Source organism: Gillisia marina (genome assembly GCF_000258765.1).
Lineage (GTDB): Bacteria > Bacteroidota > Bacteroidia > Flavobacteriales > Flavobacteriaceae > Gillisia > Gillisia marina.
Genome location: NZ_AJLT01000040.1, coordinates 1 through 25,166, shown reverse-complemented (window position 1 = coordinate 25,166; position 25,166 = coordinate 1). Strand labels below are relative to the sequence as shown.

At 35.6% G+C, this 25,166-nt stretch carries 24 protein-coding genes, 2 tRNA genes and 1 pseudogene; 14 read left to right on the top strand and 13 right to left on the bottom strand.

Features of this window, described 5'->3' with window-relative positions; all coding sequences use genetic code 11:
- Positions 1-2 precede the first annotated feature (2 nt).
- Both ON07_RS15230 and ON07_RS10260 read left to right on the top strand, forming a co-directional pair.
- Positions 3-823: pseudogene (locus ON07_RS15230) on the top strand (ZIP family metal transporter).
- Between the two features lie 201 nt (positions 824-1,024).
- Positions 1,025-1,267, top strand: coding sequence for a hypothetical protein (locus ON07_RS10260; protein ID WP_010230960.1), 243 nt, complete (start codon positions 1,025-1,027; stop codon positions 1,265-1,267).
- Positions 1,268-1,459: 192 nt separating this feature from the next.
- Here the strand turns inward: ON07_RS10260 and ON07_RS16700 are convergent, their stop codons facing one another.
- The 4 genes from ON07_RS16700 to ON07_RS10240 all read right to left on the bottom strand — a co-directional run bounded on the left by ON07_RS16700 (position 1,460) and on the right by ON07_RS10240 (position 4,728).
- On the bottom strand, positions 1,460-1,609 hold the full coding sequence (locus ON07_RS16700; protein WP_010230959.1) for a FeoB-associated Cys-rich membrane protein: 150 nt from the start codon (positions 1,607-1,609) through the stop codon (positions 1,460-1,462).
- A gap of 38 nt (positions 1,610-1,647) precedes the next feature.
- Entirely contained in the window at positions 1,648-3,744 is a 2,097-nt protein-coding gene (feoB, locus tag ON07_RS10250) for a ferrous iron transport protein B (protein WP_010230957.1), read from the bottom strand.
- Between the two features lie 4 nt (positions 3,745-3,748).
- A complete protein-coding gene (locus tag ON07_RS10245; RefSeq protein ID WP_010230955.1) occupies positions 3,749-3,976 on the bottom strand; it encodes a FeoA family protein in 228 nt (75 codons plus the stop codon).
- An 83-nt stretch (positions 3,977-4,059) separates the two neighbouring features.
- A complete protein-coding gene (locus ON07_RS10240) occupies positions 4,060-4,728 on the bottom strand; it encodes an SCO family protein (protein WP_010230953.1) in 669 nt (222 codons plus the stop codon).
- A 155-nt stretch (positions 4,729-4,883) separates the two neighbouring features.
- Between ON07_RS10240 and rseP the strand changes: the two genes are divergently transcribed.
- The 4 genes from rseP (at position 4,884) to pncA (ending at position 8,763) form a co-directional block, all read left to right on the top strand.
- Positions 4,884-6,200 (top strand): RIP metalloprotease RseP, encoded by a 1,317-nt coding sequence (gene rseP / locus ON07_RS10235; protein WP_010230950.1) that lies wholly within the window; start codon positions 4,884-4,886, stop codon positions 6,198-6,200.
- Between the two features lie 202 nt (positions 6,201-6,402).
- Positions 6,403-6,476: transfer RNA gene (locus ON07_RS10230), tRNA-Asn, on the top strand.
- A 273-nt stretch (positions 6,477-6,749) separates the two neighbouring features.
- Positions 6,750-8,153, top strand: coding sequence for a nicotinate phosphoribosyltransferase (locus ON07_RS10225; protein WP_010230948.1), 1,404 nt, complete (start codon positions 6,750-6,752; stop codon positions 8,151-8,153).
- 1 nt (position 8,154) lies between these two features.
- Complete coding sequence (gene pncA / locus ON07_RS10220) at positions 8,155-8,763, top strand: bifunctional nicotinamidase/pyrazinamidase (RefSeq protein ID WP_010230946.1); 609 nt, start codon at positions 8,155-8,157, stop codon at positions 8,761-8,763.
- A 139-nt stretch (positions 8,764-8,902) separates the two neighbouring features.
- Here the strand turns inward: pncA and ON07_RS15225 are convergent, their stop codons facing one another.
- A complete protein-coding gene (locus tag ON07_RS15225) occupies positions 8,903-10,018 on the bottom strand; it encodes an aminotransferase class V-fold PLP-dependent enzyme (RefSeq protein WP_237708903.1) in 1,116 nt (371 codons plus the stop codon).
- Between the two features lie 217 nt (positions 10,019-10,235).
- Between ON07_RS15225 and ON07_RS10210 the strand changes: the two genes are divergently transcribed.
- A complete protein-coding gene (locus ON07_RS10210) occupies positions 10,236-11,783 on the top strand; it encodes a M20/M25/M40 family metallo-hydrolase (protein ID WP_010230941.1) in 1,548 nt (515 codons plus the stop codon).
- A 127-nt stretch (positions 11,784-11,910) separates the two neighbouring features.
- On the opposite strand, the gene ON07_RS10205 is transcribed toward ON07_RS10210, so the two are convergent.
- The 4 genes from ON07_RS10205 to ON07_RS17455 all read right to left on the bottom strand — a co-directional run bounded on the left by ON07_RS10205 (position 11,911) and on the right by ON07_RS17455 (position 14,579).
- A complete protein-coding gene (locus ON07_RS10205; RefSeq protein WP_010230939.1) occupies positions 11,911-13,062 on the bottom strand; it encodes a DUF3095 family protein in 1,152 nt (383 codons plus the stop codon).
- Between the two features lie 104 nt (positions 13,063-13,166).
- Positions 13,167-13,529 carry a hypothetical protein gene (locus ON07_RS10200; RefSeq protein ID WP_010230938.1) on the bottom strand — a complete coding sequence of 121 codons (363 nt, stop codon included), beginning with the start codon at positions 13,527-13,529 and terminating at the stop codon, positions 13,167-13,169.
- Between the two features lie 50 nt (positions 13,530-13,579).
- A complete protein-coding gene (locus ON07_RS17460) occupies positions 13,580-14,254 on the bottom strand; it encodes a DUF1028 domain-containing protein (RefSeq protein WP_262486222.1) in 675 nt (224 codons plus the stop codon).
- Complete coding sequence (locus ON07_RS17455) at positions 14,211-14,579, bottom strand: DUF1028 domain-containing protein (RefSeq protein WP_262486221.1); 369 nt, start codon at positions 14,577-14,579, stop codon at positions 14,211-14,213. The genes ON07_RS17460 and ON07_RS17455 overlap by 44 nt, the downstream gene beginning before the upstream one ends.
- Positions 14,580-14,713: 134 nt before the next feature.
- Between ON07_RS17455 and ON07_RS10190 the strand changes: the two genes are divergently transcribed.
- The 7 genes from ON07_RS10190 to ON07_RS10165 all read left to right on the top strand — a co-directional run bounded on the left by ON07_RS10190 (position 14,714) and on the right by ON07_RS10165 (position 19,159).
- Positions 14,714-14,785: transfer RNA gene (locus tag ON07_RS10190), tRNA-Arg, on the top strand.
- An 83-nt stretch (positions 14,786-14,868) separates the two neighbouring features.
- On the top strand, positions 14,869-15,171 hold the full coding sequence (locus ON07_RS17160) for a LacI family DNA-binding transcriptional regulator (protein ID WP_050915883.1): 303 nt from the start codon (positions 14,869-14,871) through the stop codon (positions 15,169-15,171).
- Entirely contained in the window at positions 15,125-15,886 is a 762-nt protein-coding gene (locus ON07_RS15215; RefSeq protein ID WP_050915882.1) for a LacI family DNA-binding transcriptional regulator, read from the top strand. The genes ON07_RS17160 and ON07_RS15215 overlap by 47 nt, the downstream gene beginning before the upstream one ends.
- A gap of 165 nt (positions 15,887-16,051) precedes the next feature.
- Positions 16,052-16,648, top strand: coding sequence for a YceI family protein (locus ON07_RS10180; RefSeq protein WP_010230937.1), 597 nt, complete (start codon positions 16,052-16,054; stop codon positions 16,646-16,648).
- Between the two features lie 125 nt (positions 16,649-16,773).
- Positions 16,774-17,319, top strand: a complete 546-nt coding sequence (locus tag ON07_RS10175) for a lipid-binding SYLF domain-containing protein (protein ID WP_010230936.1) — start codon at positions 16,774-16,776, stop codon at positions 17,317-17,319.
- A gap of 80 nt (positions 17,320-17,399) precedes the next feature.
- Complete coding sequence (locus ON07_RS10170; RefSeq protein WP_033445082.1) at positions 17,400-18,089, top strand: haloacid dehalogenase type II; 690 nt, start codon at positions 17,400-17,402, stop codon at positions 18,087-18,089.
- A gap of 197 nt (positions 18,090-18,286) precedes the next feature.
- Positions 18,287-19,159: a DUF3179 domain-containing protein gene (locus tag ON07_RS10165; protein WP_010230934.1), complete on the top strand. Its 873-nt coding sequence runs from the start codon at positions 18,287-18,289 to the stop codon at positions 19,157-19,159.
- An 11-nt stretch (positions 19,160-19,170) separates the two neighbouring features.
- On the opposite strand, the gene ON07_RS10160 is transcribed toward ON07_RS10165, so the two are convergent.
- The 4 genes from ON07_RS10160 to ON07_RS17155 form a co-directional block, all read right to left on the bottom strand.
- Positions 19,171-20,550 (bottom strand): FAD-containing oxidoreductase, encoded by a 1,380-nt coding sequence (locus tag ON07_RS10160; protein WP_010230931.1) that lies wholly within the window; start codon positions 20,548-20,550, stop codon positions 19,171-19,173.
- A 2-nt stretch (positions 20,551-20,552) separates the two neighbouring features.
- Positions 20,553-21,113, bottom strand: a complete 561-nt coding sequence (locus tag ON07_RS10155; protein WP_010230928.1) for a peroxidase-related enzyme — start codon at positions 21,111-21,113, stop codon at positions 20,553-20,555.
- Positions 21,114-21,274: 161 nt separating this feature from the next.
- Positions 21,275-24,187 (bottom strand): BamA/TamA family outer membrane protein, encoded by a 2,913-nt coding sequence (locus ON07_RS15210; RefSeq protein WP_237708902.1) that lies wholly within the window; start codon positions 24,185-24,187, stop codon positions 21,275-21,277.
- Positions 24,123-24,812, bottom strand: coding sequence for a hypothetical protein (locus ON07_RS17155; protein ID WP_237708901.1), 690 nt, complete (start codon positions 24,810-24,812; stop codon positions 24,123-24,125). The genes ON07_RS15210 and ON07_RS17155 overlap by 65 nt, the downstream gene beginning before the upstream one ends.
- Between the last annotated feature and the right edge of the window lie 354 nt (positions 24,813-25,166).

The following is a 25,166-nucleotide window of genomic DNA, read 5'->3' as shown; positions in this document are numbered from 1 at the left end:
TGATGAATGAAATTATTGCTTACCTAGAAAGCATAGACCCTATTTTGGCCGCACTATATGCACCTTATTTACTTGGGGAGTTACCGCGCTTGGTGCTTCACTGGTGTTTTTCTTTAAAAAAATGAATCGTGCTGTTTTTGATGGTATGTTGGGTTTTACAGGAGGAGTTATGGTTGCAGCGAGTTTTTGGAGTTTATTATCTCCGGGTATAGAAATGAGTCCCGGCGAAGGTTTCCAAAAAGTAGTGCCGGCAGCAATCGGGTTTTTTCTAGGAGCCTTATTTATCTTCGGATTGGATAAAGTATTGCCTCACTTGCATGTGAATTTTAAAATGGACGAAAAAGAGGGAATTAAAACACCTTGGCATAAGTCTGTACTTTTAACCTTAGCGATTACTTTGCATAACATTCCGGAAGGTTTAGCGATAGGAGTTCTATTTGGAGGTGTAGCAGCAGGTTTTGATGGTGCTTCGATTGGCGGTGCTGTTGCTCTTGCAATTGGGATTGGATTACAGAATTTCCCTGAAGGTTTTGCAGTAGCAATGCCGTTAAGAGGACAAGGTTTAAGTAGATGGAAAAGTTTTAACTATGGTCAGCTTTCTGCTGCTGTAGAACCAATTGCCGCTGTGCTAGGTGCCTGGGCAGTAATGACTTTTCAACCAATCTTACCATACGCATTAGCTTTTGCTGCAGGAGCAATGATTTTTGTAGTGGTGGAAGAAGTGGTTCCGGAATCTCAAAGGGATAAGTACACAGATATTTCTACAATGGGCTTTATAGGCGGATTTATACTTATGATGACCTTAGATGTTGGTTTGGGCTAATATTTGCAACAAGGCTCTTGGTTTTCAGTCTTTAAAGTAAATAGAGATCGGTAGTTCTGTTCTTATCAAATTTTAATAGGTAGGATGAATGTCATGTTGAGCGGAGTCGAAACATTTGGGGAAACCTCTTTTGAGCGAATAATAACTTGACTGCACTTGCCACATTGCTTCTGATTTACAGTCTTTAAAATAAAATTGGTTATGAAATATGGTTTAGCTTTTGTTTTTACCTTATTAATGGCTTCCTCCTCATATGCTCAAGAAAAGGATTCCATCGTAAATTTTAATGCTGAATTGGATTATGGTGAGTTGTTCACTTTTAAAAATAAATCCATTCAATTCAAAAAGGTGATCTCAGATTCAAGATGTCCTAAAGATGTTACTTGTATTTGGGCAGGAGAAGCGAAAGTATTAGTGGCCATATGGAGAATGGAGAACAAGTGAGGAAAGGATCATTACATTGACCAACGGAAAAGATTTTACTTCCCTGAATAATGGAGAGGATTTTACTTTAAGTTTTTCAGATTCAGAGGTTGTTTATTCATTGAATGCTTTTAATCTCTATCCGTATCCAATTTCAACTCATAAAACTAAAGAGTCTGAATATTGTCTTTTTCTTCAGCTAAGTAAAACTAATTAGCTACACCCACAACCTGAATTTCCACAGGCTTTATCAGATTCTTTTTTACCTTTTAAGAAGGCCGGCTTCCACACAAATTTTGTAATCACATATCCAACTGCGATCAAAAAAATGATAAAAACCAATATGTTTTGTAATACGTCCATGATACTAATTTAAGTCGGGTTACATTTATTTTCTTACACTACTTTAAAACCTGAAATGCGATTAAAGCTACTACGTAGGCAAACGCACTCATGATCACTAATTGTAATATAGGCCATTTCCAGGTATTCGTTTCTCTTTTCACAATAGCCAAAGTACTCATACACTGCATTGCAAAAGCATAGAATAACAGTAGGCTTATTCCGCTGGCAAAAGTGAACAATGGGCCACCCAATACCGGGTTTATCTCTGCGGCCATTCTATTTTTAATTGTTTCCTCTTCATCACTTCCAACACTATAAATGGTTGCCAAAGTCCCTACAAATACCTCCCGTGCAGCAAAAGAACTTACAATTGCAATTCCAATCTTCCAATCGTATCCCAAAGGTGTTACGGCAGGTTCAATTCCTCGACCGATTATTCCTATATAAGAATGCTTCAGTTTATGCGCTGCAATTTCCTCCTCTAGGTTAGATTCTGAAGTGTCTTCATTATACTCTGAAGTTACAATTTCTTCAGCATTATTAAAAGTATCTCCGGGACCATAACTAGCTAGCACCCACAGAATAATAGAAATGGCAAGAATTATTTTCCCTGCTCCAAGCACAAAAGATTTTGTTTTTTCAACTACATTAATCGCCACATTTTTGACCATTGGGAGTTTATAGTTGGGCATTTCAATTACGAAATAACTTTTGCTTTTTATTTTCAAAATCTTGTTGAGAAGCCATGCAGAAGCAATCGCGGTTCCAAATCCTAATAAGTATAATAGCATTAATGTTAAACCCTGTAAATTGAAGCCTAAAAAGCTTTGATCTGGAATCACCAATGCGATAATTATGAGATATACCGGCAACCGCGCAGAGCAGGTTGTAAACGGAACTACTAAAATTGTGATCAATCGTTCTTTCCAGTTTTCTATATTTCTTGCCGCCATTACCGCAGGAATTGCGCAGGCAGTACCAGAAACTAATGGTACTACACTTTTTCCGCTTAGTCCGAATCTTCTCATGATTCTATCCATCAAGAAAACCACTCTACTCATGTAGCCGCTTTCTTCTAGGATGGAGATAAAAAAGAATAAAAATGCGATCTGCGGAATAAATATTACAATTCCACCAAGCCCCGGAATAATTCCTTCTGAAATTAGATTAGTGAAAGGCCCTTCAGGCATCATATCTTTCGTCCATTCACTTAATGAAACAAAGGTAGAATCTATAAAATCCATCGGGTAACTGGACCAATTATAGATTGCCTGAAAAATGAGTAGAAGGATCATAAAAAAGATCACATATCCCCAAACGCGATGGGTTAAAATTCTGTCGAAGCGTATTCTAAGATCTGTAGCTGAGTTTAAGTCTACTTTGAGGCCTTCTTTTAATAATCCATTTATAAACTGATACCTTAAAATGGTTTCTTTTTGCTGAAGCCTTTTAAGATCACTATTACTTTTGGTGTGGAAACCGGTTTCGCTATCTAAAGCATGCCTGTTTATATTCGCAAAATTCACGTCTTGCGTAATCACCAACCACAACTTGTAAAGAGACTGATTTGGAAATGCCTTTCTTAACCTCCCAAAGTATTCGGGATCCATGATAGAGGCATGCAAGCAAGGTTCTGTAGAAATTTGGCGGTAATTAAGAATCATTTCCTTTAATTCTTCTATTCCCGTATTTTTTCGTGCACTTACCAGTGCGATCTTGGTATTTAATTTGGCTTCTAAAACTTCAATATCCAGAGAAATTCCTTTTCGCTCCATCCTATCTGCCATGTTAATAACAAGAATGGTTGGAATTTCAAGATCTTTTATTTGGGTAAAAAGAAGGAGATTTCTCTTAAGGTTTTCTACATCGCTTACAACAACAGCGACATCAGGGAAGTCTTTATCGTTTTTATTCAGCAGTAATTCTATTACCACATTCTCGTCAAGGGAAGAAGCATTTAAGCTGTAGGTTCCCGGCAGATCTAAAATATGGGCTTTTAAGCCACGCGGCAATTTGCAGATGCCTTCCTTTTTTTCTACCGTTATTCCGGGATAATTACCAACTTGTTGATTGAGACCCGTAAGCTGATTGAAAACAGAGGTTTTACCGGTGTTAGGGTTCCCGATTAAAGAAACATTAATTTGTTTCCCCATAGTATTAAATTAATTCTATTTCTATAAGCAATGCCGTCTCTTTGCGTATTGCCAAATGGCTCCCGTTTATATTCAAATACATAGGATCTCTAAAAGGCGCAGTTTGCACCAACTCTACAAGATTTCCCGGTAAACAGCCCATTTCTAATAGTTTAAGAGGGATTTTATCTGCAATAAATTCTTTGATTATCCCTCGCTGGCCACGCTGTAAATGAGCAACGGTTAGCTTCATTTTTATTTAGATTGATTTTAAACAAGGCAAAAATAGCTTAAAAAAAGGTCTTAGAAAAAGTTTAGCCTAGAAAAGTATAAATGCTAGTATTCAGCTTTTAGGATTTTAATATCCTTCATTAAATCTTCAATAGATTCGGCATTGGTGCCATCATAAAATCCTCGAATCCGTTTTTCTTTATCTACTAAGATAAAATTCTCGGTATGTATCATATCGTAAGGACCTCCATCGCCATCATCTTTTGTAGCTATATAGGATTTTCGAGCCAAATCGTATATCTGTTTTTTATCTCCGGTCACTAAATTCCATTTTTCATCATTCACCCCTTTTTCCAGCGCGTATTTTTTAAGCTGCGGAACACTATCTGCAGCAGGAATTACCGTGTGAGAAAGTAGTAGAACTTCAGGATCGTTTTTTAACCGTTCCTGAATTTCAAGCATATGCCCAGTCATTATCGGGCAAATAGTAAGGCAAGTGGTAAAGAAAAAGTCGGCTACATATATCTTATCCTTGTACGTGTCTTGAGTGATGGTTTCCCCATTTTGATTCAGAAGCTCGAAATCTGCTATTTTATGATACTTTCTAACAAATTGAACTGTAGTGTCAACCAATTCGGCATTCACCATATCTGGTTGAAAAATAGGAAGTGTTTCTTTAGGTTTCAGTAATGTATAAAAACTGAAAATAATTATAACAGATAAAATACCAAGTACAATGGCAAGAGGTTTGTATTTAGCAAAAAACTGAAGCATCAATTATGTTTTATGCAAAATTAAAGCCTTCTTAGGAATTACAAGCAAAGGGAGTATTAAATTTTGTAAAGAGAAGATTTCCGCAGCTATTTTAGACTTTTTTAGGAGCTATTAAAAGGTTACTTTTGTGCGATTTAAAATTTGAAGTAGAGAGAATGGATCCATTTTTAATAAAAGCAATACAGTTATTACTTAGTTTGTCCTTACTAATCGTTTTACACGAGTTTGGACACTTTATACCAGCCAAATTATTTAAAACAAGAGTAGAGAAATTCTACTTGTTTTTCGATGTAAAATTCGCTCTTTTTAAGAAAAAAATTGGTGGAACTGAGTATGGTCTTGGTTGGTTGCCTTTAGGTGGTTATGTGAAAATAGCCGGGATGATAGATGAGAGTATGGATAAGGAGCAAATGGCGCTTCCTCCAAAGCCTTGGGAATTTAGAAGCAAGCCGGCATGGCAACGTCTTATTATAATGTTAGGAGGAGTAACTGTGAATTTGGTTTTAGGTTTCCTAATCTACATGATGGTACTCTTTGTATGGGGAAGTTCTTACGTAGGCCCGGAAGATATGCCACGTGGATTTGCAGTTGCCGAAGAATTTAAAGCTTTTGGTTTTGAAGATGGCGATAGAATTTTAAAAGTAAACGGGAAGGAATTTGAAAACAGCGTAGATGTGAACCGTCATCTTTTTATGAGAGATGTGAAAGATATCACAGTGATCCATCAAAATGGAGAAACCGAAACTGTTGCTATTCCAGAGAATATTGGCTCAAAAATGTTTGAAGAGGGGGTTATGCAGCCTTTTGTGCCTATCCAGAATGCAGTGATAGATACTGTTGTAGCCGATCTTGCAGCAGGAAAGGCAGGTTTAAGAAAAGGAGATAGTTTGATCTCTGTAAATAAGCAAGAAATAGGATATTGGCATGAATTAGCTCCAATTACTGCTGAAAATAAAGAGAAAGAAGTTGAAATTGTTTTCAAAAGAGATGGTGAAATAATGAGTGCTTTGGTAACCCCGGATGAAGATGGATTACTTGGGGTGTCTACCAAAAGAGATTTTGACGTTCAAACAAGAAAGTACGGATTTTCAGAAAGCATTAAAGAAGGTTTTAGTTATGGGTATTGGACGCTACACGATTATGTAGCTCAATTTAAATATGTATTTACAGCGAAAGGAGCAACTCAAGTAGGTGGTTTTGGAGCCATTGGAGGTCTTTTCCCGGACGCTTGGGATTGGCAGGGATTCTGGTTGGCAACAGCTTTAATTTCTATTATTCTAGCATTTATGAATATTCTACCGATTCCTGCATTGGATGGGGGACATGTGATGTTCTTGCTTTATGAGATCATCACCGGGAAGACTCCAAATGAAAAGTTCATGGAGTATGCACAAATGATAGGCTTCTTTATTTTAATTGCTCTGGTGCTTTTTGCAAACGGAAATGATTTATATCGCTGGTTGTTTGACTAATAGCTAGGCTGTAAATTTCAGAGAAAAAAATTAATCTGAAATTCGAAAAAAAAAGTGGTTTTTTGTTTTGTAGGCATTTAAAAATTGATTTATATTTGCAACCGCAAAAGAGAAATATTTAAGTCTCGAATGCAGGTCCAGATTAAGAGTTAGGATCTTTGAAGTTACAATTACGTTCTTAAAGAAATATAAAAATACAGTTTCCTCCTTAGCTCAGCTGGTTAGAGCATCTGACTGTTAATCAGAGGGTCCTTGGTTCGAGCCCAAGAGGAGGAGCAAAATTAAGCCTGATACATCTGTATCGGGCTTTTTTGTTTTATATCATTAACCGATTTCGTTATTCTGCGTGTGATTTATCTCATGCCTAATTTTATTTTTTAGCTTTAAAAGTTTTTATAACTTTTTCACAAGTATAACATTTAGAAGTTCACCCTTTTTACTTTCCCTAACTGCTAACTGCTAACTGCTAACTGCTAACTGCTAACTGCTAACTGCTAACTGTCTCCTTAATTTTGTAATTTCCCTTTCCTTAAACTTACTATTCCAAAAATGATCAATTTTTCAGCTACATATACAGATCAATATCAACTTGCAATGGCGCAGGTTTATTTTAAAAATGGACAAAAAGACCATTCAGCCGTATTCGACTATTATTTTAGAAAATTGCCATTTGAGGGTGGGTACGCCATTTTTGCAGGTTTAGAAGATCTTTTAGAAATTCTCGAGAACCTTAGATTTAGTGAGGAAGATCTCACTTATTTAAAAGGCCAGAATTATTCTAAAGCCTTTCTGGAATACCTTAAAAACTTCAAATTTTCAGGTACTATTATGGCTGCGCAAGAGGGCGATATATTATTTCCCAATCGGCCGATCTTACAGGTAGAAGCTAATATTATAGAAGCACAACTTATAGAAACCATACTCTTAAACTTATTAAATTTTCAAACTTTAATTGCCACAAAGGCAAGTAGAATGAGGTTGGTGGCAAAAGATAAAACATTGTTGGAATTCGGTTTACGACGTGCACATGGCCCCGGTGGATATTATGCGAGTAGAGCTGCAATAGTGGGTGGCTTCGACGGTACAAGTAATGTCGTGGCAGGTAAAAACTTCGATATTCCAGTTTCGGGTACAATGGCGCACTCGTTTGTTCAAAGCTATGAGGACGAAATAACGGCTTTTAGAGCCTTTTCCGAGGGGAGACCAAAAGACTGCGTGCTTCTTGTGGATACCTATAATACACTTAAGAGCGGACTTCCCAATGCCATTAGTATCGGAAAAGAGATGGAGGAACGGGGAGAGAAATTGTTAGGAATTAGACTGGATAGTGGCGATTTGGCTTATCTAGCCAGAGAAAGTAGAAAAATGCTTGATGAAGCTGGTCTTGAGTATGTAAAAATAGCGGCTTCCAATCAGTTAGATGAATATGTGATCAAGAGTTTGCTGGAACAAAAAGCACCGATAGATATTTTTGGAGTCGGAACTAATTTGGTAACTGGAGATCCAGATGGAGCGTTGGATGGCGTTTATAAACTAGCTGTGTCGAATGGAATCCCCAGATTAAAAATTTCTGAAAGTCTTTCCAAAGTAACTATTCCGCATAAAAAACAGGTATTCCGATTGATGAATACAAAAGGAGAACTTATAGGCGCCGATGCTATTACGATGAGGGAGGAAGAAGAGGTTTCAAGGATCTATGATCCACAAGAACTATTGAAATCCTTACCTGTGAAGAATTGTAAAACCGAAGCATTGCTACATTTAGTGATGAAAAATGGTAAAAAAACAGCAGCATCCAGAAGCTTAAAAGAAATTGCCGCATATTCCCAAGAGCGATTAGAAAACTTACCCATGGAGTACAAACGTTTTGATAATCCGCATAAATATAAAGTTGGGATTAGTAAGAAGTTAAAGAAAGAACGAGAAGCATTATTAAAAAAATATATGAAGTAGGATGAGGGCATTAGTAATCATAGATCTACAAAACGATTTTATTCCGGGCGGATCTTTAGCTGTTCCTGGAGGCGATGAAATTGTTCCCATTATCAATGAACTTCAAAATAAATTTGATTTGGTGATCGCTACTCAAGATTGGCATCCATCAAATCATTCTAGTTTTGCTGAAAATCATCCGGGGAAAAGAGAGTTTGAAATTATCAAATTGAATGGAATCGATCAGAAATTATGGCCGGTTCATTGTGTTCAGAATTTAAAAGGAGCCGAGTTTCATCCTGATTTAAATTCAAAGAAAATTGAAGCGATCTTCAGAAAAGGTACTGATAAAAATATAGATAGCTATAGTGGCTTTTACGATAATGCACATTTAAAATCTACAGGGCTTTCGGGATATTTTAAAGACAAAGGAGTCACGAGTCTCTATTTTTGTGGACTTGCAGCAGAATACTGTGTCTATTTTTCAATTATAGATGCTCTAAAAGAGGGTTTTAAAGCCGTTTTGATAGAAGACGCCACTAGAGCTATTTCCAAAGAGGATTTTAAAAAAGCGAAAAAGGAAACTCTTCGTGCTGGAGGAAAAATTAAAACTACCTCAGATTTGGACTGAAGAAGTTATAATTAAAGCCTCAATGAGGTATTAAAAAATCTCCTTAAAAGCAGCAATCAATTTTTGCACTTCTTCCAGTGTATTATAATGCACTAAACTTACTCGTACCACCCCTTCATATTGTTCCAGATCTAAATCTTTAATGAGCTGTTTGGCATAAAAATCTCCAAATCGAATTCCGATATTTTTTTTTATCTATAAGCTCAACAATTTCAGAACTTTTAAATTTAGGATGAATAAAGGATATGGTAGGAACTCGAAGGGTGGAATCTGCACTGGAGCTTCCAATAATTTTAATCTCTTTTACAGATTTTAAATAACTCAAAAGTTCTTGCGCCAATTGGGCTTCATAAGTAGCGATTATCTCAAAACTAGCCTCGAATTTTTCATTTCGGCTAAACTTATTATCAGAAAAATGATGATCATAAAAATCCACCATATATTCAGGAATAGCCTTTAGACTATAGGTAAGCTCAAAATTATAATTTCCGGGCTGGAATTTATAAGGAACATCTTCAGCCTTAAAAAAGTTGTGATTGATCCCTGGCATGCCAACTAACAATGGCAATTTTCCGTACATCACTGCTTGATGAGGACCATATACCTTATACCAGCTAAACACATAAAAATCCACGTCTAATTCCTGAACATCCACTCGTCTATGTGGCGCAAAAGCAACCCCGTCTACGCAAATAAGCGCACCGGCATCATGAGTGATTCTTGCTATTTCCTTGATTGGATTAATAGTTCCCATTACATTGGAACAATGCGTTACCGCTACTAATCTTGTTTTATTAGAAATTAGATTAGAAAGCTCATTTAGATCCAATTCAAAAGATTCCGGGTTTACGTTCCAAACTTTAATTTTTATTCCCTTTTTTTCAAGGTCTTTCCAGCAAGAAACATTCGCTTCATGATCTGTGTTTGTAATAATAACTTCGTCTCCGGCTTGCCAATTATGGCTAATACATATGCTCAAAATCCTTAAAAGCATGGTAGAAGAAGGTCCAATAATTACTTCTTGAGAGTTGGGAGTATTTAAAAATTCAGAAATTTTTTCGGTAGCATTTTTTAAAACTTGTCCGGCATCGGCAGAAACTTGATAGGAAGCGCCTAATTGTACATTATAGTTTAAGAAATATTCTGAAATATAATTAATACTGCCGCCCAATATTTGTGAGCCACCGGCATTATCCATAAACGTATATCCTTTTTTAAGGGAGGGGAATTTATCTCGTACAAACGCTATATCCATAAAATGTTCTTTAAGAATCCAATTGCAATATCGTAACAAAATGATAGAGTTTATAGGTAGAAGTAGAATTATCTTAAGGAATCACAATTATTTCCTTATTAAGAATTTAATTTTCAAAATTTACCCTGATTTTCTTCTGTGTTGGGAACTAAGGAAACATGTTATGTTAAAAAAAGATATATTTGAAGAACATAGTTTAACTCAAACCCTATTTTTTATGAAAAATAAGTTTTTACTCATACTTTCATTTTGTTTTTCTGCAGTGCTTTTTGCGCAAGATCAAGATATCGTTATCGAAAATATTATTAAAGAAGCCTCGGAAAACTCTCAACTGGAAAAACTAGGACATGAGCTTTTAGATGTGGTTGGGCCACGTTTAGTTGGAACTCCAGAGATGAAACAGGCGCATGATTGGGCTGTAAACAAATATAAATCCTGGGATATTTCAGCAGAAAATCAGCAGTGGGGAGAATGGAAAGGCTGGAAACGCGGAATTACACATATCGACTTAATAGAGCCAAGAGTTAGAACATTGTCCGGAATGCAATTGGCATGGAGTCCGAGTTCTGGTAAAAAACCAATTGTTGCTGAAGTTGTTATTCTTCCAAATGCAAAAGATTCAGCAGAATTCGCAAAAATGTTAGCTGGAGTAAAAGGAAAGTTGGTAATGATCTCAATGCCTCAAAAAACAGGAAGACCAGATTATAACTGGGAAGAATTTGCTACAGATGCTTCTTTTGAAAAAATGAAAGAAGACAGAAAAGCACAATCTGAAGCTTGGGATACTAGAATGACTAACTCCGGATATACTAGTAGAACTATTTCTGAAGCATTAGAAAAAGCAGGAGCAGTTGGAATTATCACTTTAAACTGGTCACGAGGTTTTGGTGCGAATAAGATTTTTTCTGCACGAACTAAAAAAATTCCAACAGTTGAACTTTCTCTGGAAGATTATGGAATGGTTTATAGATTGGCAGAATATGGCGATAAACCAAAATTAAGATTGGTTGCAGAATCTGAAGATTTAGGAGCGGTACCAACCTTTAATACAATAGCGACCATTAAAGGAACAGAAAAACCGGAAGAATATGTAATTCTTTCGGCACATTTTGATTCATGGGATGGCGCAACCGGAGCAACAGATAATGGAACTGGTACGATGGTGATGATGGAAGCGATGAGAATTTTAAAGAAAATGTATCCAAACCCAAAACGCACTATTATTGCAGGACATTGGGGTAGTGAGGAACAAGGTTTAAACGGATCTAGGGCTTTTGTGAAGGATCACCCGGAAATTGTAGATAATGTACAGGCTTTATTTAATCAGGATAATGGAACTGGAAGAGTGGTAAGGCTTTCTGGAGGAGGATTTTTAAATTCTTACGATTATTTGGGTAGCTGGTTAGAAGCAGTGCCTGAAGAAATTTCCGAACAAATAGAAACTACTTTCCCTGGAATTCCAGGTGGTGGAGGATCAGATTATGCATCTTTTCTTGCAGCGGGCGCTCCGGCATTTAGCTTAAGTTCTTTAAGTTGGTCTTACTGGAATTATACCTGGCATACCAATTTGGACACTTATGATAAGATTGTTTTTGATGATGTGCGTAGCAATGTAATCCTTACCGCAATTATGGCTTATATGGCAAGTGAAGACCCAGAAAGAACTTCAAGAGAGAAAAGAGTGTTACCAATTAGTAAACGAACAGGAGAACAAATGACCTGGCCAGAAGCTAGAGATGCGACCAGAAGTGGTGGTTTGGATTAAGTTTTAGAGTTGATAATCTTTACCATTCAATCTCGAAAATTAAAGATAACGACTTATAAAAAACATCTCGATTCCGCTCGATGTGACATTTAGAATAAAATATAATAGCAGCAAACCAATTAGAAAACTATTTGTTTTTTAATTGGTTTGCTGCTTTTGTATAGCCACCTCCCGCACCATCCACAAAATGGATATGGTCGTCTTTTTTCATATCTCGAACATAACAAGACATAACGCTTTGTTCACTTACATGAAGTCCATATTTTATTTTGCCTTTTTCTTCCAAATAATCTAGATACGTAGTTAATGATTTTCTTTGTTGTGGAGTGCCGGTTATTACCGTATTTATTCTTCCGTCTATAGTTAGTGTATCTGTAAGCTCCACTAATTTCTGAAGATAATTTTTCCCCGAACTGGTATTCTTTAAATAATACTTCCCGAAGTTCGTGGTAAACCAGTTTTTTATTAAATATAGGCCATCATACGTACCTAATTTGGTGCGCATCTCATCATTCAACTTCCGGAGACTCGCCTTCAGTTTTAATCGCTTTACTGAAATAGGTTTTCTTCTATTTAGCGAGCCATAAATAGTATCGATATTTTTTAAAATTTTAGAAAATATTTCTGAAGGGTCTTCTTCCTTACGGGCTATTACAATAAGACTTACTACTTCTTGATTTGTTTCCGGCGGACTTATTTTATCCCATTTACACTCCATTCCTTCTAAATTGAGGAGGTTCGGAATTTTGAAGTTATTATTAGATCCATTGAAATTGGACTTTATTTGTTTTTCAGCATACTGTAAACCTTCCCCTAAAACAATTGGAATGGTTAGAATCTCACTTATTTTCAGTTTTGAAACCTCTAAGGAGATTCCATTTTCATAAATCTCCTTCAGCGAAATGGAACCTATTTTTAATTCGAAGCCAAAATTCTCTAATGTATTTATTCTATGCTGATTTAAAGCTGCCATTGCAGCTTCTAAAAGTTCTGAAGGAATAAGCATCGTTGCTCCATCGCCTCCGAAGAAAAAGGGGATGTTGATGTTTTTTGAATATGCCAGATTTAAAATAGCAATAATACTTCCTGTGGCAACCAAATTTACCTGATCGTGATTCCCATTTCCAATTGCTTCAGTAGAATTTTTAATATCTACAGCAACTATATACCAGTCTTCCGGCACTTTTGAAAATAGGGATTTATCAGCGACCAAATCACTAATTGAAGTCGTTTGCAGGCTTAAATCAGTAAAAAAATTAAGATTGTTTGAAATCGCCATTTTTAATTTTAAAACTTTAGTCGAGTCAGTAACTGAGAAATTTCCCCTTCACTATTTCTATTAAAAGGATACTAAAAATGATTCGATTAAAAATTTTCTTCGGTCTAATTTAAATCTGCTCCAACAGGCTTTGAGCAATCATGCCCCGGTTGTCCATGTGGAGGATTTTTAGCAGGCGTATCGCCACCTTGAACTCTCACATGAGAAACATTTGGATTTACTGTAGTATTTGTTTGCTGAAGATTTGTAGTTGCAGGCTGATCTAATGGAGTTCCTACAGGAATATCACAACGATGTCCCGGCTCTCCATGAGCAGGATTCAATGCTGCCGTGGTTTTAGGATTTTCGGTAGTTTCTAAATTCGAATTTGCAGGTGTAGCTTCGGCTTCTTTCTTTTCGTCTTTACATGCAACCATTGCCATTAAACCAAGGCCAAGAATTACAGTATTTAAGATTTTAGTTTTCATAATATAAATTTTAAAGTTCAGTTAAATCAATTCATCTCCTCATTAGAGGTTTAATTCACAATCTCATCTAATTCGGCTTCAGTAACGTTTAAAAGACCAGAATCAGGTAATCTCAAGGTCATTGTTCTCCAATTTTCATCTTTTTCAAATATCGACTTAAAAACTGGGATTGCTTCTTCAAATCGCTTACTATTTGCAAGAGCTACTGCTTTCCAGTATTTCATCTCCAAATTCTCCGGAAATATTTTTTCAGCACTGCTATATAATCTTAGAGCTTCCTCTACATCTTCTGCTTCCATCGCAAGATCGCCTTTATTCATAAATTCATAGGCACGGGCAACAGTTAATAATCTATTTAACTCCTTAAGTGGTTCAGGATTATCATCTACTCTAAGGTCTATTTTTTTATCTTCCCAAGAGTTTTTAACCTTGGTGCCGCCAACAACAATTAGTGCTGCAGATTGTTGTCCGCGAATATCACCACCGGCATCCTGTGCAGCTTGAAGCACTTTTACAACGCGTTCTGCTAATGCCAATTCAGAGTTTTCTAAAAAAGCAGTTTTCATCGCAGGAACCACTTTGTCATTTAACATCATATTGGCCTGCACAGAAAAGTTTTTTCCAACATGATGATAGGCAGATTCTACACAATTATCTCCGGTATGGGCAGCGGCTCTTCCTTTAGAGTCTAAAAAAAGCAACTTGTCTATAGGCTTCGCCATCATCTTCAGCAAGTAATTTTTCTAAGGCTTGTGCCGCGGTTTTACCTTCCTCCATTAATTTCAAACCGTTCGGGCCGTAAGCGGGATTCACAAAAGACTGAGTTGCTACAACTCCAACACCAGACTTCCCCCAAGCCACTAAAGGCCCAACAGAAAACCAATGACTTTGTACTCCAACAGCCATTTCTCCCGTCACAGAATCTCTAGCAACAATAGAAAAAGTGTGTGCAAACGGGTCTTTCATAATAGGATGATTTTGAGCGATCATAGTTCCTGAAAACATAAGAGCGATTAAGAATATAATGGTGTATTTATGTTTTGGGATCATAATGCAAATTTTATTTAAAAATAGGAAAATTCTAACTATTTAGTACTGGTTCCACATTACATTAAGGTTTTTTCAGCAATAAGATTTTAGAAAAAAGTTAGAATTAGTTTATAAATTTATATGGTTTAGGTAAAGGCCTCGTAGTTCAACGGATAGAATAGAAGTTTCCTAAACTTTAGATCCAAGTTCGATTCTTGGCGAGGTCACTAAAAAGAATATAATGTAATTGAAAACTAGGCTAAATTGATTTAACTTCTCTAAATTTAATTTTTATGTAATTAAAAGTGCTATGAGATCTAAAATCACCTTAAAAGAACTAGCTAAATTATTGAACGTTTCTGTATCCACTGTTTCAAAATCTTTGAATGGTAGTCCGGAGATAAGTGAGAACACAATGAAAAGGGTGAAGGAGGTAGCAGAATTACATAATTACAGCCCTAATCTTACTGCGGTTAACTTAAAGCGTAAAAGTACAGGCAATATTGCCGTGATCGTTCCTAATATTTCTAACACGTTCTTTGCAAAAGTCTTAGGCGGAATCGAGAATGAGGCTAGAAAAAAATGGCTACCAGTTAATCACTTATATTTCTAATGAATCTTTAACTGTTGAAAAACAGATCATGGATCTCATCTCTAATGGTTTGGCAGATGGAGTATTGGTCTCGGTATCTGCAGAAACTCAAACCACTAAAAACTACGATCATATTTATAGATTTACCGAATATGAGATTCCGGTAGTTTTGTTCGATCGCATCAACATCGATATGGCATTAGATAAAGTTGGTGTAGACGATATGCAAAGTATTTTTAATGCCGTGCAATATTTAAAGTCCAAAGGCCTGAGTAAAATTGGATTGGTGTGTAGTATTGGGGATCTTGGTCTTGCGCAAGCTCGAATAAATGGTTACAAAGCAGCTATGAGTGATCAAGGAAATGCATTGAAAGAAGAATTTCTAATTGTATCCAACGATTCTGATGTTTTAAAAAACGAACTCGATCTTCTTTTGGGAAACCATAAAATGGAAGCTTTTGTAACCTTAGATTATCTAAGTACACTTTTAACTTCCAGACTTGTTCAAGAAAAGGAATTACTTATTCCAAAGGATATTAAAATTATTGGGTACGTAAATGAGGATTTCGCACCATTTCTCTGGCCTTCTATTTCGTATATAGATCAGCATCCGCTTAAAATAGGGGAGATAGCAACACAGTTGTTAATCGAGAGGATAAAAAAACCGCAACCTAAAGAAGCAGAGGAAAAAGTATTAAAAACAGAGATCATTCATTTGGATTCCACACGTTTATAAGTGTCTTTAAGAATAGGATAACTGCAAAAATTTTGCAAGAATTTTACATTTTCAACGTCTAAAGAATTGCTTTTGTAAAACTTTATAAATGCAAATTTGAATTTAATTGTCGCTTTCAATCTTAGAATATTTTGAAATAAGTAGAAACATTTAAATTTTTACGCGATGAAAAAACTATTGAAACTTCCCACGTTGGTATTCGTATTATTTTTTTTAGGCTTTTATAATGGAATAGCTCAAAATGCCGAAAAATGGAAATTAGACAAAGATCATACTTCAGTAAATTTTGAAGTGAAGCACTTATTTAATACTGTGAATGGAAATTTTAAAGATTTTGATGGAACTTTTTATTTTGATCCCGACAATTTAAAAGAAAGCAAATTCACCTTTACAGTTCCAATATCCAGTATAGAAACGAATAATGAAAAGCGAAACAATCACCTAAAATCTCCTGATTTTTTTAATGCTGAAAAATATCCGGACATGAAGTTTGTTTCAACAGGCTTTCAGAAGAAATCTGAAAACAAATATTTGGTAGATGGAAAGCTAAGGATAAAAGATGTTACAAAAAATGTATCGATTCCTTTTGAAATTACCGGAACCGCAGATCACCCAATGATGGAAGGAACAAAGATCATGGGATTGGCGTTTAATACAGAAATTAATAGAAACGACTATAAAGTGGGAGCCGGAGACTGGACTTCGACAAAAATAGTGGGTGAAAATGTGAAAGTTTCCATCAATGCCGAATTGAATAAGTAGCTTTAGTTCTTAATTAATTAACACTAGTGCGAGTTGTCTACTAAAGAAAAGTGAAATAACAAGCGCTTAACACAAGTGGTCATCTGCGTTATTTATATTTGGTGTATTAACCAAAAAAATAAAATATGAAGACTTTTAAATCAAGTGTAGCAATCCCACTATTAGCCTTATTAGTTATTGTAATGGCAAGTTGTGGATCGAGCAAGAATACGTCTGCCGATATCATGTTAGATTCTAGAGATGCGAAAGCTACTATCTCCAAGAGTCATCCAAACATAGCAGAGCTTTTTGATACTTCAGTTGGGTATGCTATTTTTCCTAATGTAGGGAAAGGTGCATATATTATTGGAGCAGCTTCTGGAAATGGAACTGTTTATGAAAATGGAGAATTAATTGGATATGCGAGCATGAAACAAGTAGATGTTGGATTACAGGCTGGCGGTAAAGCTTTTATTGAAGTTATATTTTTCCAGACACAAGACGCTTTAAATCGTTTTAAGAAAGGAAGCTATGAATTATCAGGAAATGCATCTGCAGTACTTCTAGAAGAAGGAGTATCTAGAGATGTAGAATTTAGAGATGGTGTTGGAGTTGTTACAAAGCCAAAAGCCGGAGCCATGGCAGGAATATCTGTTGGTGGACAAAAATTTGAATTCGATCCTATTAAATAATAAGTAGTAGAAACTATTTGAAACCGATTTCCTAATGGAGGTCGGTTTTTTTATTTCTGAACTTTTTATAATTTTAAAAAATGAAGCTGAGCACGAAACCTAAATTATTGATTTTCGACGTAAATGAAACTTTATTGGATATGTCTCCATTGAAGCAGTCTATTAATAAAGCACTCAAAAATGAGTGGGCTTTCGAAATCTGGTTTCCAAGTTTGCTTCAATATTCATTAGTGGAAACCATTACAGAAAATTATAGGGACTTTTCAGAGATCGCAGGAGCAAGCTTAAAAATGATTGCCCATAAACTAGGGGTACAGCTATCAGAAGAGGAGGTGAAGAAGGTATTGAGTCCGATAACTAAATTATCTGCATATCCGGAGGTTGCTAAATCTTTGGAAATTTTAAAGAAAAACGGATTTAAATTAGTAGCACTTTCTAATGGGAAGCCACAGGTAGTAGATGATCAATTAAAACATGCTAAGATCCATCATTTTTTTGATAAGGTATTAAGTATAGAGGAGGTGAAAAATTACAAACCTCATATTTCTACCTATCATTGTGCCTATTCTTCGATGAATATTTTACCCGAAGATAGTATGTTAATTGCGGCTCATGGATGGGATATAGCCGGAGCAAAAAGAGCAGGAATTAATGCAGCCTTTATAAGTAGACCGGGAAAATCTCTTTATCCACTAGCACTACCACCTGAAATTACTGGATCTTCTTTGGCAGAGATAACGAATTCATTAATAGCAACATCAAACTCGTAATACTCAACAAGCCTTATCGTCTAAACAATTATAATCACCATACTTACCGTTGTTTTAAAAAGTTACTCGCCCTGAATAAAGGCTACATAATTAAAATGAATTACAGCCCATTTCGTAGGTATATAGAAATTGAATAATAAGGATTATGAAAGCATATTCTATATTTTTTATGCTGGTGCTGGTTTTACAGAGCTGCATTGCGCAAACAAAAAAAAGATTTTAATCTCAAGAATTCAATAATTCCGATTTCTGAGATTATGGACGGAGGGCCTCCAAAAGACGGAATTCCGTCTATAGATAATCCCAAATTCATCAAAGTATCTGAAGTAAATTTAAATGACGAGGAACGGATTTTAGGTGTGTTTGAAAATGGTATTGCAAAGGCCTATCCTATTAAGATCTTAAATTTTCACGAAATAGTGAACGATCATTTTGGTGACAAACCAGTAGTGATTACTTTTTGCCCGCTTTGCGGAAGCGGTATCGCTTTTAATGCTAAAATTAAAGGTAAACCTACAACTTTTGGGGTGAGTGGTCTGCTATACAATAGCGATGTTTTGTTGTACGACCGGGAAACAGAATCACTTTGGTCTCAATTAATGTTTAAAGCAGTATCTGGCTCCTTGGTTAATGAGGAATTGGAAGTTTTACCCACAGCAAATACTACTTGGGGAAATTGGAAGATTAAGCATCCTAATAGCTTGGTATTATCTACAGAAACAGGCTTTAATCGGGATTATTCCAGCGATCCATATCCAGATTATACAAGTTCTTCCAATTTGTACTTCCCGGTTTCTAACAAGGATGATCGTTTTCATCCAAAAGAGCTCATATTGGGAGTTGTAATTAACGAAAAGCACAAAGCCTATCCTTTTTCTGAATTAAAAAAATCCAAGAAAGCTTTGATAGTTGATGAATTTCAAGGAAAAAAATTACGCATTGAATATTCCCCAGACAGCAATAGCGCTGAGGTATTTGATGAAAAAGGGAATTTAGTGCCTGCGGTTACTAACTTCTGGTTTGCCTGGTATGCTTTTTACCCCGATACAGAAGTTTTTACTGTAAAGTAAAAACCTATTGTTTACTCTTCCAGCGATTTCGGATTCTCAAGCATCGTAGGGATTAATTCGCTTACAGTTGGGTGAATATGGACTGCATCCCTAATTACTGTATAAGGAGCGTCGGCATACATCAAATCTATGATGCTATGGATATATTCATCGGCTCTGGTGCCTAAAAACGTTGCGCCTAAAATTTTGTCTGTTTTTTCTTCAATAAAGATTTTAAGCTTTCCTTGAGTTTCGCCCATTTCTTTAGCCCGTGCGATTGTAGACATCTCTCTAATTGCTACCTTGGCTTTTAACCCCTTTTCTTTAATATCTTTTTCATTAAGCCCAACTCTTGCAATCGGTGGATCTATAAAGGCCGCATAACACAAAAACCTATCTGATAGTTTCCTTTTTTTCTTCTGAAAAAGATGAGAATTTACGATCTGAAAATCGTTGTAAGCCGTATGCGTAAAAGCGCCTTGGCCGTTGCAATCTCCAAGCGCCCAAATATGCTTGAGGTTGGACTGAAGCTCATCGTTCACTTTAATATAGCCTCTCTTATCCATTTTTACTCCGATCTTTTCGAGATCAAGGCTATCTGTATTTGGAATCCTTCCGGCTGCTATTAATAAATGGGAGCCGGTAACAGAGGGAGCTCCTTCGGTACAATCAATAGTTACTTCAATTTGATCGCCTACATTTTTTGCACTAATACACTCGGCATTTAACCTGATATCTATATCTTCATTTTTGAAGATCTCAGCAATTCCTTCAGCAATATCATTATCTTCCCGTTTTAATAACTGATCCCCACTCTCCAAAATGGTGACTTTGCTCCCAAAACGGCGAAACATTTGCCCGAATTCAAGTCCAATATAGCCGCCACCAACTATTATGAGATGTTCGGGGATTTCTTCTAATTCCAGAATACTAGAATTGGTAAGATAGTTCACTTCCTTAAAGCCTTCAGGAATTCTTGCTCTCCCTCCAACATTGATATAAAATTTATCTGCTGAATAAGTTTTGCCGTCTACTTCAACGGTGTTTTCTTCTATAAACTTTGCAATTCCTTTTAACAGTGTGATGCCTTCAGTTTCTGTTAGCATCTTATTTAAACCGTCTCTAGAATCTTGGATAATTTTATCTTTTCTGGCCTTAATCGTTTTAAGGTTTACCTGAACTTCCCCTTCAATTTCAATACCTAAATCGACACTATTTTTTGCTATAAATGCCCTTCTCGCGCTTGCTACATATGCTTTAGTGGGCGTACAACCTACATTTACACAAGTGCCACCCAGGTTTCCTTTTTCAATTATTAATGTTTTTAATCCATTTTTTGCAAAACTAGCTGCTAGTGGAGGTCCGGCTTGCCCGGTTCCTATTATTATTGCATCGAAATTCTTAGTAGCCATATTTAGTAGTTATAATTTTTTCCTTCATCTTCTTCCAGTTCCACACCAAGGGTTAACACCATTCTATTTACAAAATTGAAATAAGATACCACTAGGGTCGCATCCAAAATGGCCGCATCGCTCCAACCCACATTTCTTAAGTTTTCGGTAAGATCAGATTTGTTGTTGGTTTCAGGATGTAAGGTTAATAAATGGGCAAAATCGCATAATGCCATTTCTTTTTCAGAAATATCTAGAATAGGATAATCTGTTTTTAGGGTTTTTAATTTCTCTTCATCTTTCCAGTAATGATGTAAAGCGCTTCCATGATGAGTTGCGCAATACGTACATTTATTAGCAACAGATACAATTACGGCGATCATTTCTCTTTGAGCGCGCGAAAGTTCAGATCTTGTAAACATGATCTCCATATAAAGATCTACGTGTTTCACTATGCTTTCCGGGCGTAAACTTTGGATCTTTAAAACTTCGGCTAATTGCCCACGATTTTCTACGATTCCATCATAGATTTCTTTCAACTTACCCTCAGCATTTTCATGCTGAATAACTTTAATTCTGCTCATTTATTCCGGTCTAAATTTATTAGAAAAGTGAAGATAAGAAAATATCTAAAAGCTATTTCAGACTTAGGTAGTCGAAAGAAAAGAGGATACTTATCATAAAAAAACCGATGCCGGATCAATTAGATCAGGCATCGGTTTAAATTTTATTTTTAAAAGTATGTTTAGAACTTGAATCCAAAGGTAAAAACCACTCTGTTAGCTTCGTCGCTCGTGTAATATCCAATATTTCCTGTGAATGCACTAAATCCGTTTATAAAAACTGAACCCCCATAGTTGGTATGCCATTCGTTAGAGTCTTCGTTATTTAACCAGATTCTACCATAGTCAAATCCACCTGTTACTCCAAAACGCAACGGCATAAAGGAAGTTTCTACCTTTCCTAATCCAATTCTAAGATCTGTACTTTGGTAAAAACTGCTTTTCCCATTAAAACGTTGGTTTCTAAAGGCTCTTAAGCTTTCGTTACCACCTAACATCGCACCATGATAAAATTCATATTTATCGCTAATTATAACTTCTCCACCAATTTTGGTAGCAAGAACAATTACGCCACTATTGTGTAAAGGATAATCTATGGAAATGGATGGCTTTAAATATCCTAATTCATTATCATGATCGTCTATATTTCTTTTGTATCCTGCGGTAAGATCTATTTGAGTCCCTAAAGTAGGATATGCAGGATTCTTTCTTTTATTCAAATAGTGATAAATTACCTCTGTTCCGGCATACAATTGAGAATCGAATACATCGTTAGATGCCTGGAATGTATCACCAATAAATCGTTCTACATCTCTAGAAACCTCTAAAGACTCTATCATTGCTCTAAATTGAAATTCGCTACCTCTTCTATTTGTCCAAATTAAAGATGGAGCAAAATGCCACTGTTCTATATTAACTCTATTAAAATCTAAGTCTACAGCATCTTCATCATACACGGTTTCATTCCCTTTTCCGAAGTAATTCAAAGTGAAATTCGGACTCGTATAATATGCATCGATTCCTAGATTCCAGTTGTAAAACACATGAGCAAATTCTCCGAAGTAACTCAATTCTAAACCTTGAGTTTCAAAGTAATAATTTACTCCTGCAGTGTGTTGGGTTGTAAAAGGGTTTTTAGCCAGACCATAAGTAGTATACGTATCTGAAAGACCTACCATTAAACCAGCATCAGAGCTGAAACCTACTGCCGGGAATAAACTATTTTGGGAAGTTTTTCTCTTGGTGAAATCGTAATTATTGATCTCGTACGAATCTACCAGCCACTTTTTACCAGCTTTTTCAATAGTATTCTTCTTGCTCTTATAATCGTATAATTTTGCTTTTCTAGAGTTTTCGAAATTATAAATGTCATTTTCTTCTCCCCCTAAAACCTTCAATTTTATTAGATTGGTTCCTTTTCCTTCAATTTTAAATTCATCGTCTCCATCAAGCCCATAAATCCAGATCTCTTTGGTGTCTTTTGAGTTGTATGTATTTTGAAAAACAACTTTATCCTTTCTTGAAATTTGGATATCTGTAACGCCATCCTTTTTACGAGTAATAAGGAACTTATCGTCTTTATCTGTCCCGGTAACTACATGAAATCTATTTAAATAGTCATAATAATCGCGCGTCACTTCCATTAAATTATCACGACGGATTTTTAAGTTTTTCTGAATCTTAGTGATACTTTCATCTTTTACATCTTCAGGTAAATTAACAAATGCTTTTTCAATTTTAGCATCGGTAAGATTGGATTGAATGAACTTTACTTGATTTTCCCAGTCTTCCCATTTAGAAGTTTGAATAATCATTTTGTCCATAGAATATCCAGCGGTATTAAACCATTTTACACTTTTAATAGAAGATTCGAAGGATTGCATTGCTCTAAAAGGAGGAAAACCTAATTTCAGCAAAGAAATAATTGGTCCATCATATTTAGAAAATGGTTGATCTCTATCTCTTGGGATCGGCTTATATACCTTTTTATCGTCACCTTCTTTAAATTCTGCCCATCTCCATTGGTCATCATGTCTATCCCAATCTCCCACAAGCATATCAAATATTCTCGCCTTTAAATACTCGTCCTCATCTACTTTAGCATCTTTGGATTCTAATAATTCTTCTCTAAGATCACTAGAGCTTAAAATATCATCTGGCGAACCAAAGATATCCATGTCTTTATTTTCGTCTCCTACATGCTCTTCCAACATATAAAGCTCATCTCCATACTCGTCGTTAAAAACCCCTAAAGCCTCTTGCTTTGGAACATAATATATTTTTGGGCTTACATGTAAAATGTCCACATCGTCCATTAAATCATTTAAAGCATAAGGAGCATAGGGATGCGCAGTAGTATAATAATCCATTACAATTCTTTCTGCAACTGTGTTATCTACGATATCTGCCACATAATGTTCTCTCATATTTTTCTGAATAAAGCGAACAGCACTTTTTCTTAATGCTCTTAACGTATATTCATTTTCGTTATCATTTATAAGTCTCAAAGATCTAGATTGGTTTCCTCCACCTTCAGTAATTGGTTTTACATTTCCATCCAAATCATCTAAAAACAATACTGGAGCACTTATTTGCTTACTATAAATATCTCTATAGTGATCTCCCCAAGCCCACTTATATAAGCCGCTTTTATCTGTTTCCTCTTTTGTGTAAATTGAAGATACAGCAGTTTTTCCGTAGGTATCTTTAGATTTATAGGAAACCTCATCTAGAGAAGTTCTTTTTCTTTGAATCTCTTTTTCGAATAAGAATTTAGAATCGTTTGCTGTAGTTTCATAAAACCGAACTAGAGAACTACCATCTTTAAAAAGAATTAATTTTGCGTATCCGTTTTTATCTGAAGCAAAATGTTCTTTCTTTTCTGCTCTGGCTTTTTGAGTTTTTGCCGCCGCTCCACTTATAATTTGTGGGACTTCATGATGATCTAAATATTGAAGATTTTGATCGTTCCCAGAAACAAAAATAACATCGTCGAATTGTCTAGCAGTAGCTTCTAAGATATTATGAAGTTTACTTTGTTCCGGATTTTGATAAGTTTGATCTGAAAATCCAGCCACTTTTTTTAATAAAGCCATATTTCGTGCTACTTAGAATTGGGTGGTGAACGGCTACAATAATAGTTTTACCGTAGTTATCTTTTAATTCATCTCTAAACTCTGCAAAGAACTGATCTCTGGTTTTAATATCACACTTATTATTAATGTAAGGATGCTTATCCCAATCTTCCAAATACCATTGAGAATCGATCATGACTAATACAACATCATCATTTATTTCCTCGCTTTCTATAGGACAACCATCATTTGGCCAAAATTTCGCTTTACTATTGTCTTGTAAAAAAGACTCTAAATCGTCTATACTCTTATGTCCTTTTTTATTCCACTCGTTCACACCGGGAGTAAAAATCACGTTTCCGTTAAATTTATCGATCGGGTTTAAAAGGAAGGTTTTTAAATAGTCTTCTGTCTTTTTCTGAGCGTCCTCCTTAGATGGATAGCCTTTCTCTTTGGTTATATTTCCAACAATTAATAAGGTGGCGTCTTTATCTTTTTTTGAAGAATTAATAATTCCGTTTAATACCTCTTGAGAAGTTTGATTGCTTTTATCTAAACCGGTATTAGCGGTAATATAGAAAGTATGAACAATTTCTTTTCCTTGAGTCGCACTTTTGTCTTGTGCAAAACCGGAAGAGAAAATCATTAAAAGTAATAAAAAACTGAAGTTTGCGAAGTTAAAAATTCGCCGTGAGTCTAGGGTAGACGTAGATTTGTGCATATACTAGAAATTGTTAAGATCTTATTTTAATTAATTTTATTAGGGTAAAACCGCTAAAAGCAAGCAAGTTTGAAAAAAAATTACATATGTAGATTAATTTTAACGTACTATAACATTTTTAGAATTACAACAGTTTGCTTTCATCTGGGATTTATTAAAAGTATAATTGATTATATAGAGGTCAGTAGATAACTACATACAACTTTTATTGTTTATTTTATTAATTTTCAAACAGTTAAAATGTCTCGTTTTGTCTGTTCGAGCGCAGTCGAGAACTTT

Bases quoted from the DNA above. Each gene is read 5' to 3' on its own strand.
- ON07_RS10260 (WP_010230960.1), top strand. From the start codon at position 1,025: ATGAAATATGGTTTAGCTTTTGTTTTTACCTTATTAATGGCTTCCTCC.
- ON07_RS16700 (WP_010230959.1), bottom strand. From the start codon at position 1,609: ATGGACGTATTACAAAACATATTGGTTTTTATCATTTTTTTGATCGCA.
- feoB (WP_010230957.1), bottom strand. From the start codon at position 3,744: ATGGGGAAACAAATTAATGTTTCTTTAATCGGGAACCCTAACACCGGT.
- ON07_RS10245 (WP_010230955.1), bottom strand. From the start codon at position 3,976: ATGAAGCTAACCGTTGCTCATTTACAGCGTGGCCAGCGAGGGATAATC.
- ON07_RS10240 (WP_010230953.1), bottom strand. From the start codon at position 4,728: ATGCTTCAGTTTTTTGCTAAATACAAACCTCTTGCCATTGTACTTGGT.
- rseP (WP_010230950.1), top strand. From the start codon at position 4,884: ATGGATCCATTTTTAATAAAAGCAATACAGTTATTACTTAGTTTGTCC.
- ON07_RS10225 (WP_010230948.1), top strand. From the start codon at position 6,750: ATGATCAATTTTTCAGCTACATATACAGATCAATATCAACTTGCAATG.
- pncA (WP_010230946.1), top strand. From the start codon at position 8,155: ATGAGGGCATTAGTAATCATAGATCTACAAAACGATTTTATTCCGGGC.
- ON07_RS15225 (WP_237708903.1), bottom strand. From the start codon at position 10,018: ATGGATATAGCGTTTGTACGAGATAAATTCCCCTCCCTTAAAAAAGGA.
- ON07_RS10210 (WP_010230941.1), top strand. From the start codon at position 10,236: ATGAAAAATAAGTTTTTACTCATACTTTCATTTTGTTTTTCTGCAGTG.
- ON07_RS10205 (WP_010230939.1), bottom strand. From the start codon at position 13,062: ATGGCGATTTCAAACAATCTTAATTTTTTTACTGATTTAAGCCTGCAA.
- ON07_RS10200 (WP_010230938.1), bottom strand. From the start codon at position 13,529: ATGAAAACTAAAATCTTAAATACTGTAATTCTTGGCCTTGGTTTAATG.
- ON07_RS17460 (WP_262486222.1), bottom strand. From the start codon at position 14,254: ATGATGGCGAAGCCTATAGACAAGTTGCTTTTTTTAGACTCTAAAGGA.
- ON07_RS17455 (WP_262486221.1), bottom strand. From the start codon at position 14,579: ATGATCCCAAAACATAAATACACCATTATATTCTTAATCGCTCTTATG.
- ON07_RS17160 (WP_050915883.1), top strand. From the start codon at position 14,869: ATGAGATCTAAAATCACCTTAAAAGAACTAGCTAAATTATTGAACGTT.
- ON07_RS15215 (WP_050915882.1), top strand. From the start codon at position 15,125: ATGAGGCTAGAAAAAAATGGCTACCAGTTAATCACTTATATTTCTAAT.
- ON07_RS10180 (WP_010230937.1), top strand. From the start codon at position 16,052: ATGAAAAAACTATTGAAACTTCCCACGTTGGTATTCGTATTATTTTTT.
- ON07_RS10175 (WP_010230936.1), top strand. From the start codon at position 16,774: ATGAAGACTTTTAAATCAAGTGTAGCAATCCCACTATTAGCCTTATTA.
- ON07_RS10170 (WP_033445082.1), top strand. From the start codon at position 17,400: ATGAAGCTGAGCACGAAACCTAAATTATTGATTTTCGACGTAAATGAA.
- ON07_RS10160 (WP_010230931.1), bottom strand. From the start codon at position 20,550: ATGGCTACTAAGAATTTCGATGCAATAATAATAGGAACCGGGCAAGCC.
- ON07_RS10155 (WP_010230928.1), bottom strand. From the start codon at position 21,113: ATGAGCAGAATTAAAGTTATTCAGCATGAAAATGCTGAGGGTAAGTTG.
- ON07_RS15210 (WP_237708902.1), bottom strand. From the start codon at position 24,187: ATGGCTTTATTAAAAAAAGTGGCTGGATTTTCAGATCAAACTTATCAA.
- ON07_RS17155 (WP_237708901.1), bottom strand. From the start codon at position 24,812: ATGATTTTCTCTTCCGGTTTTGCACAAGACAAAAGTGCGACTCAAGGA.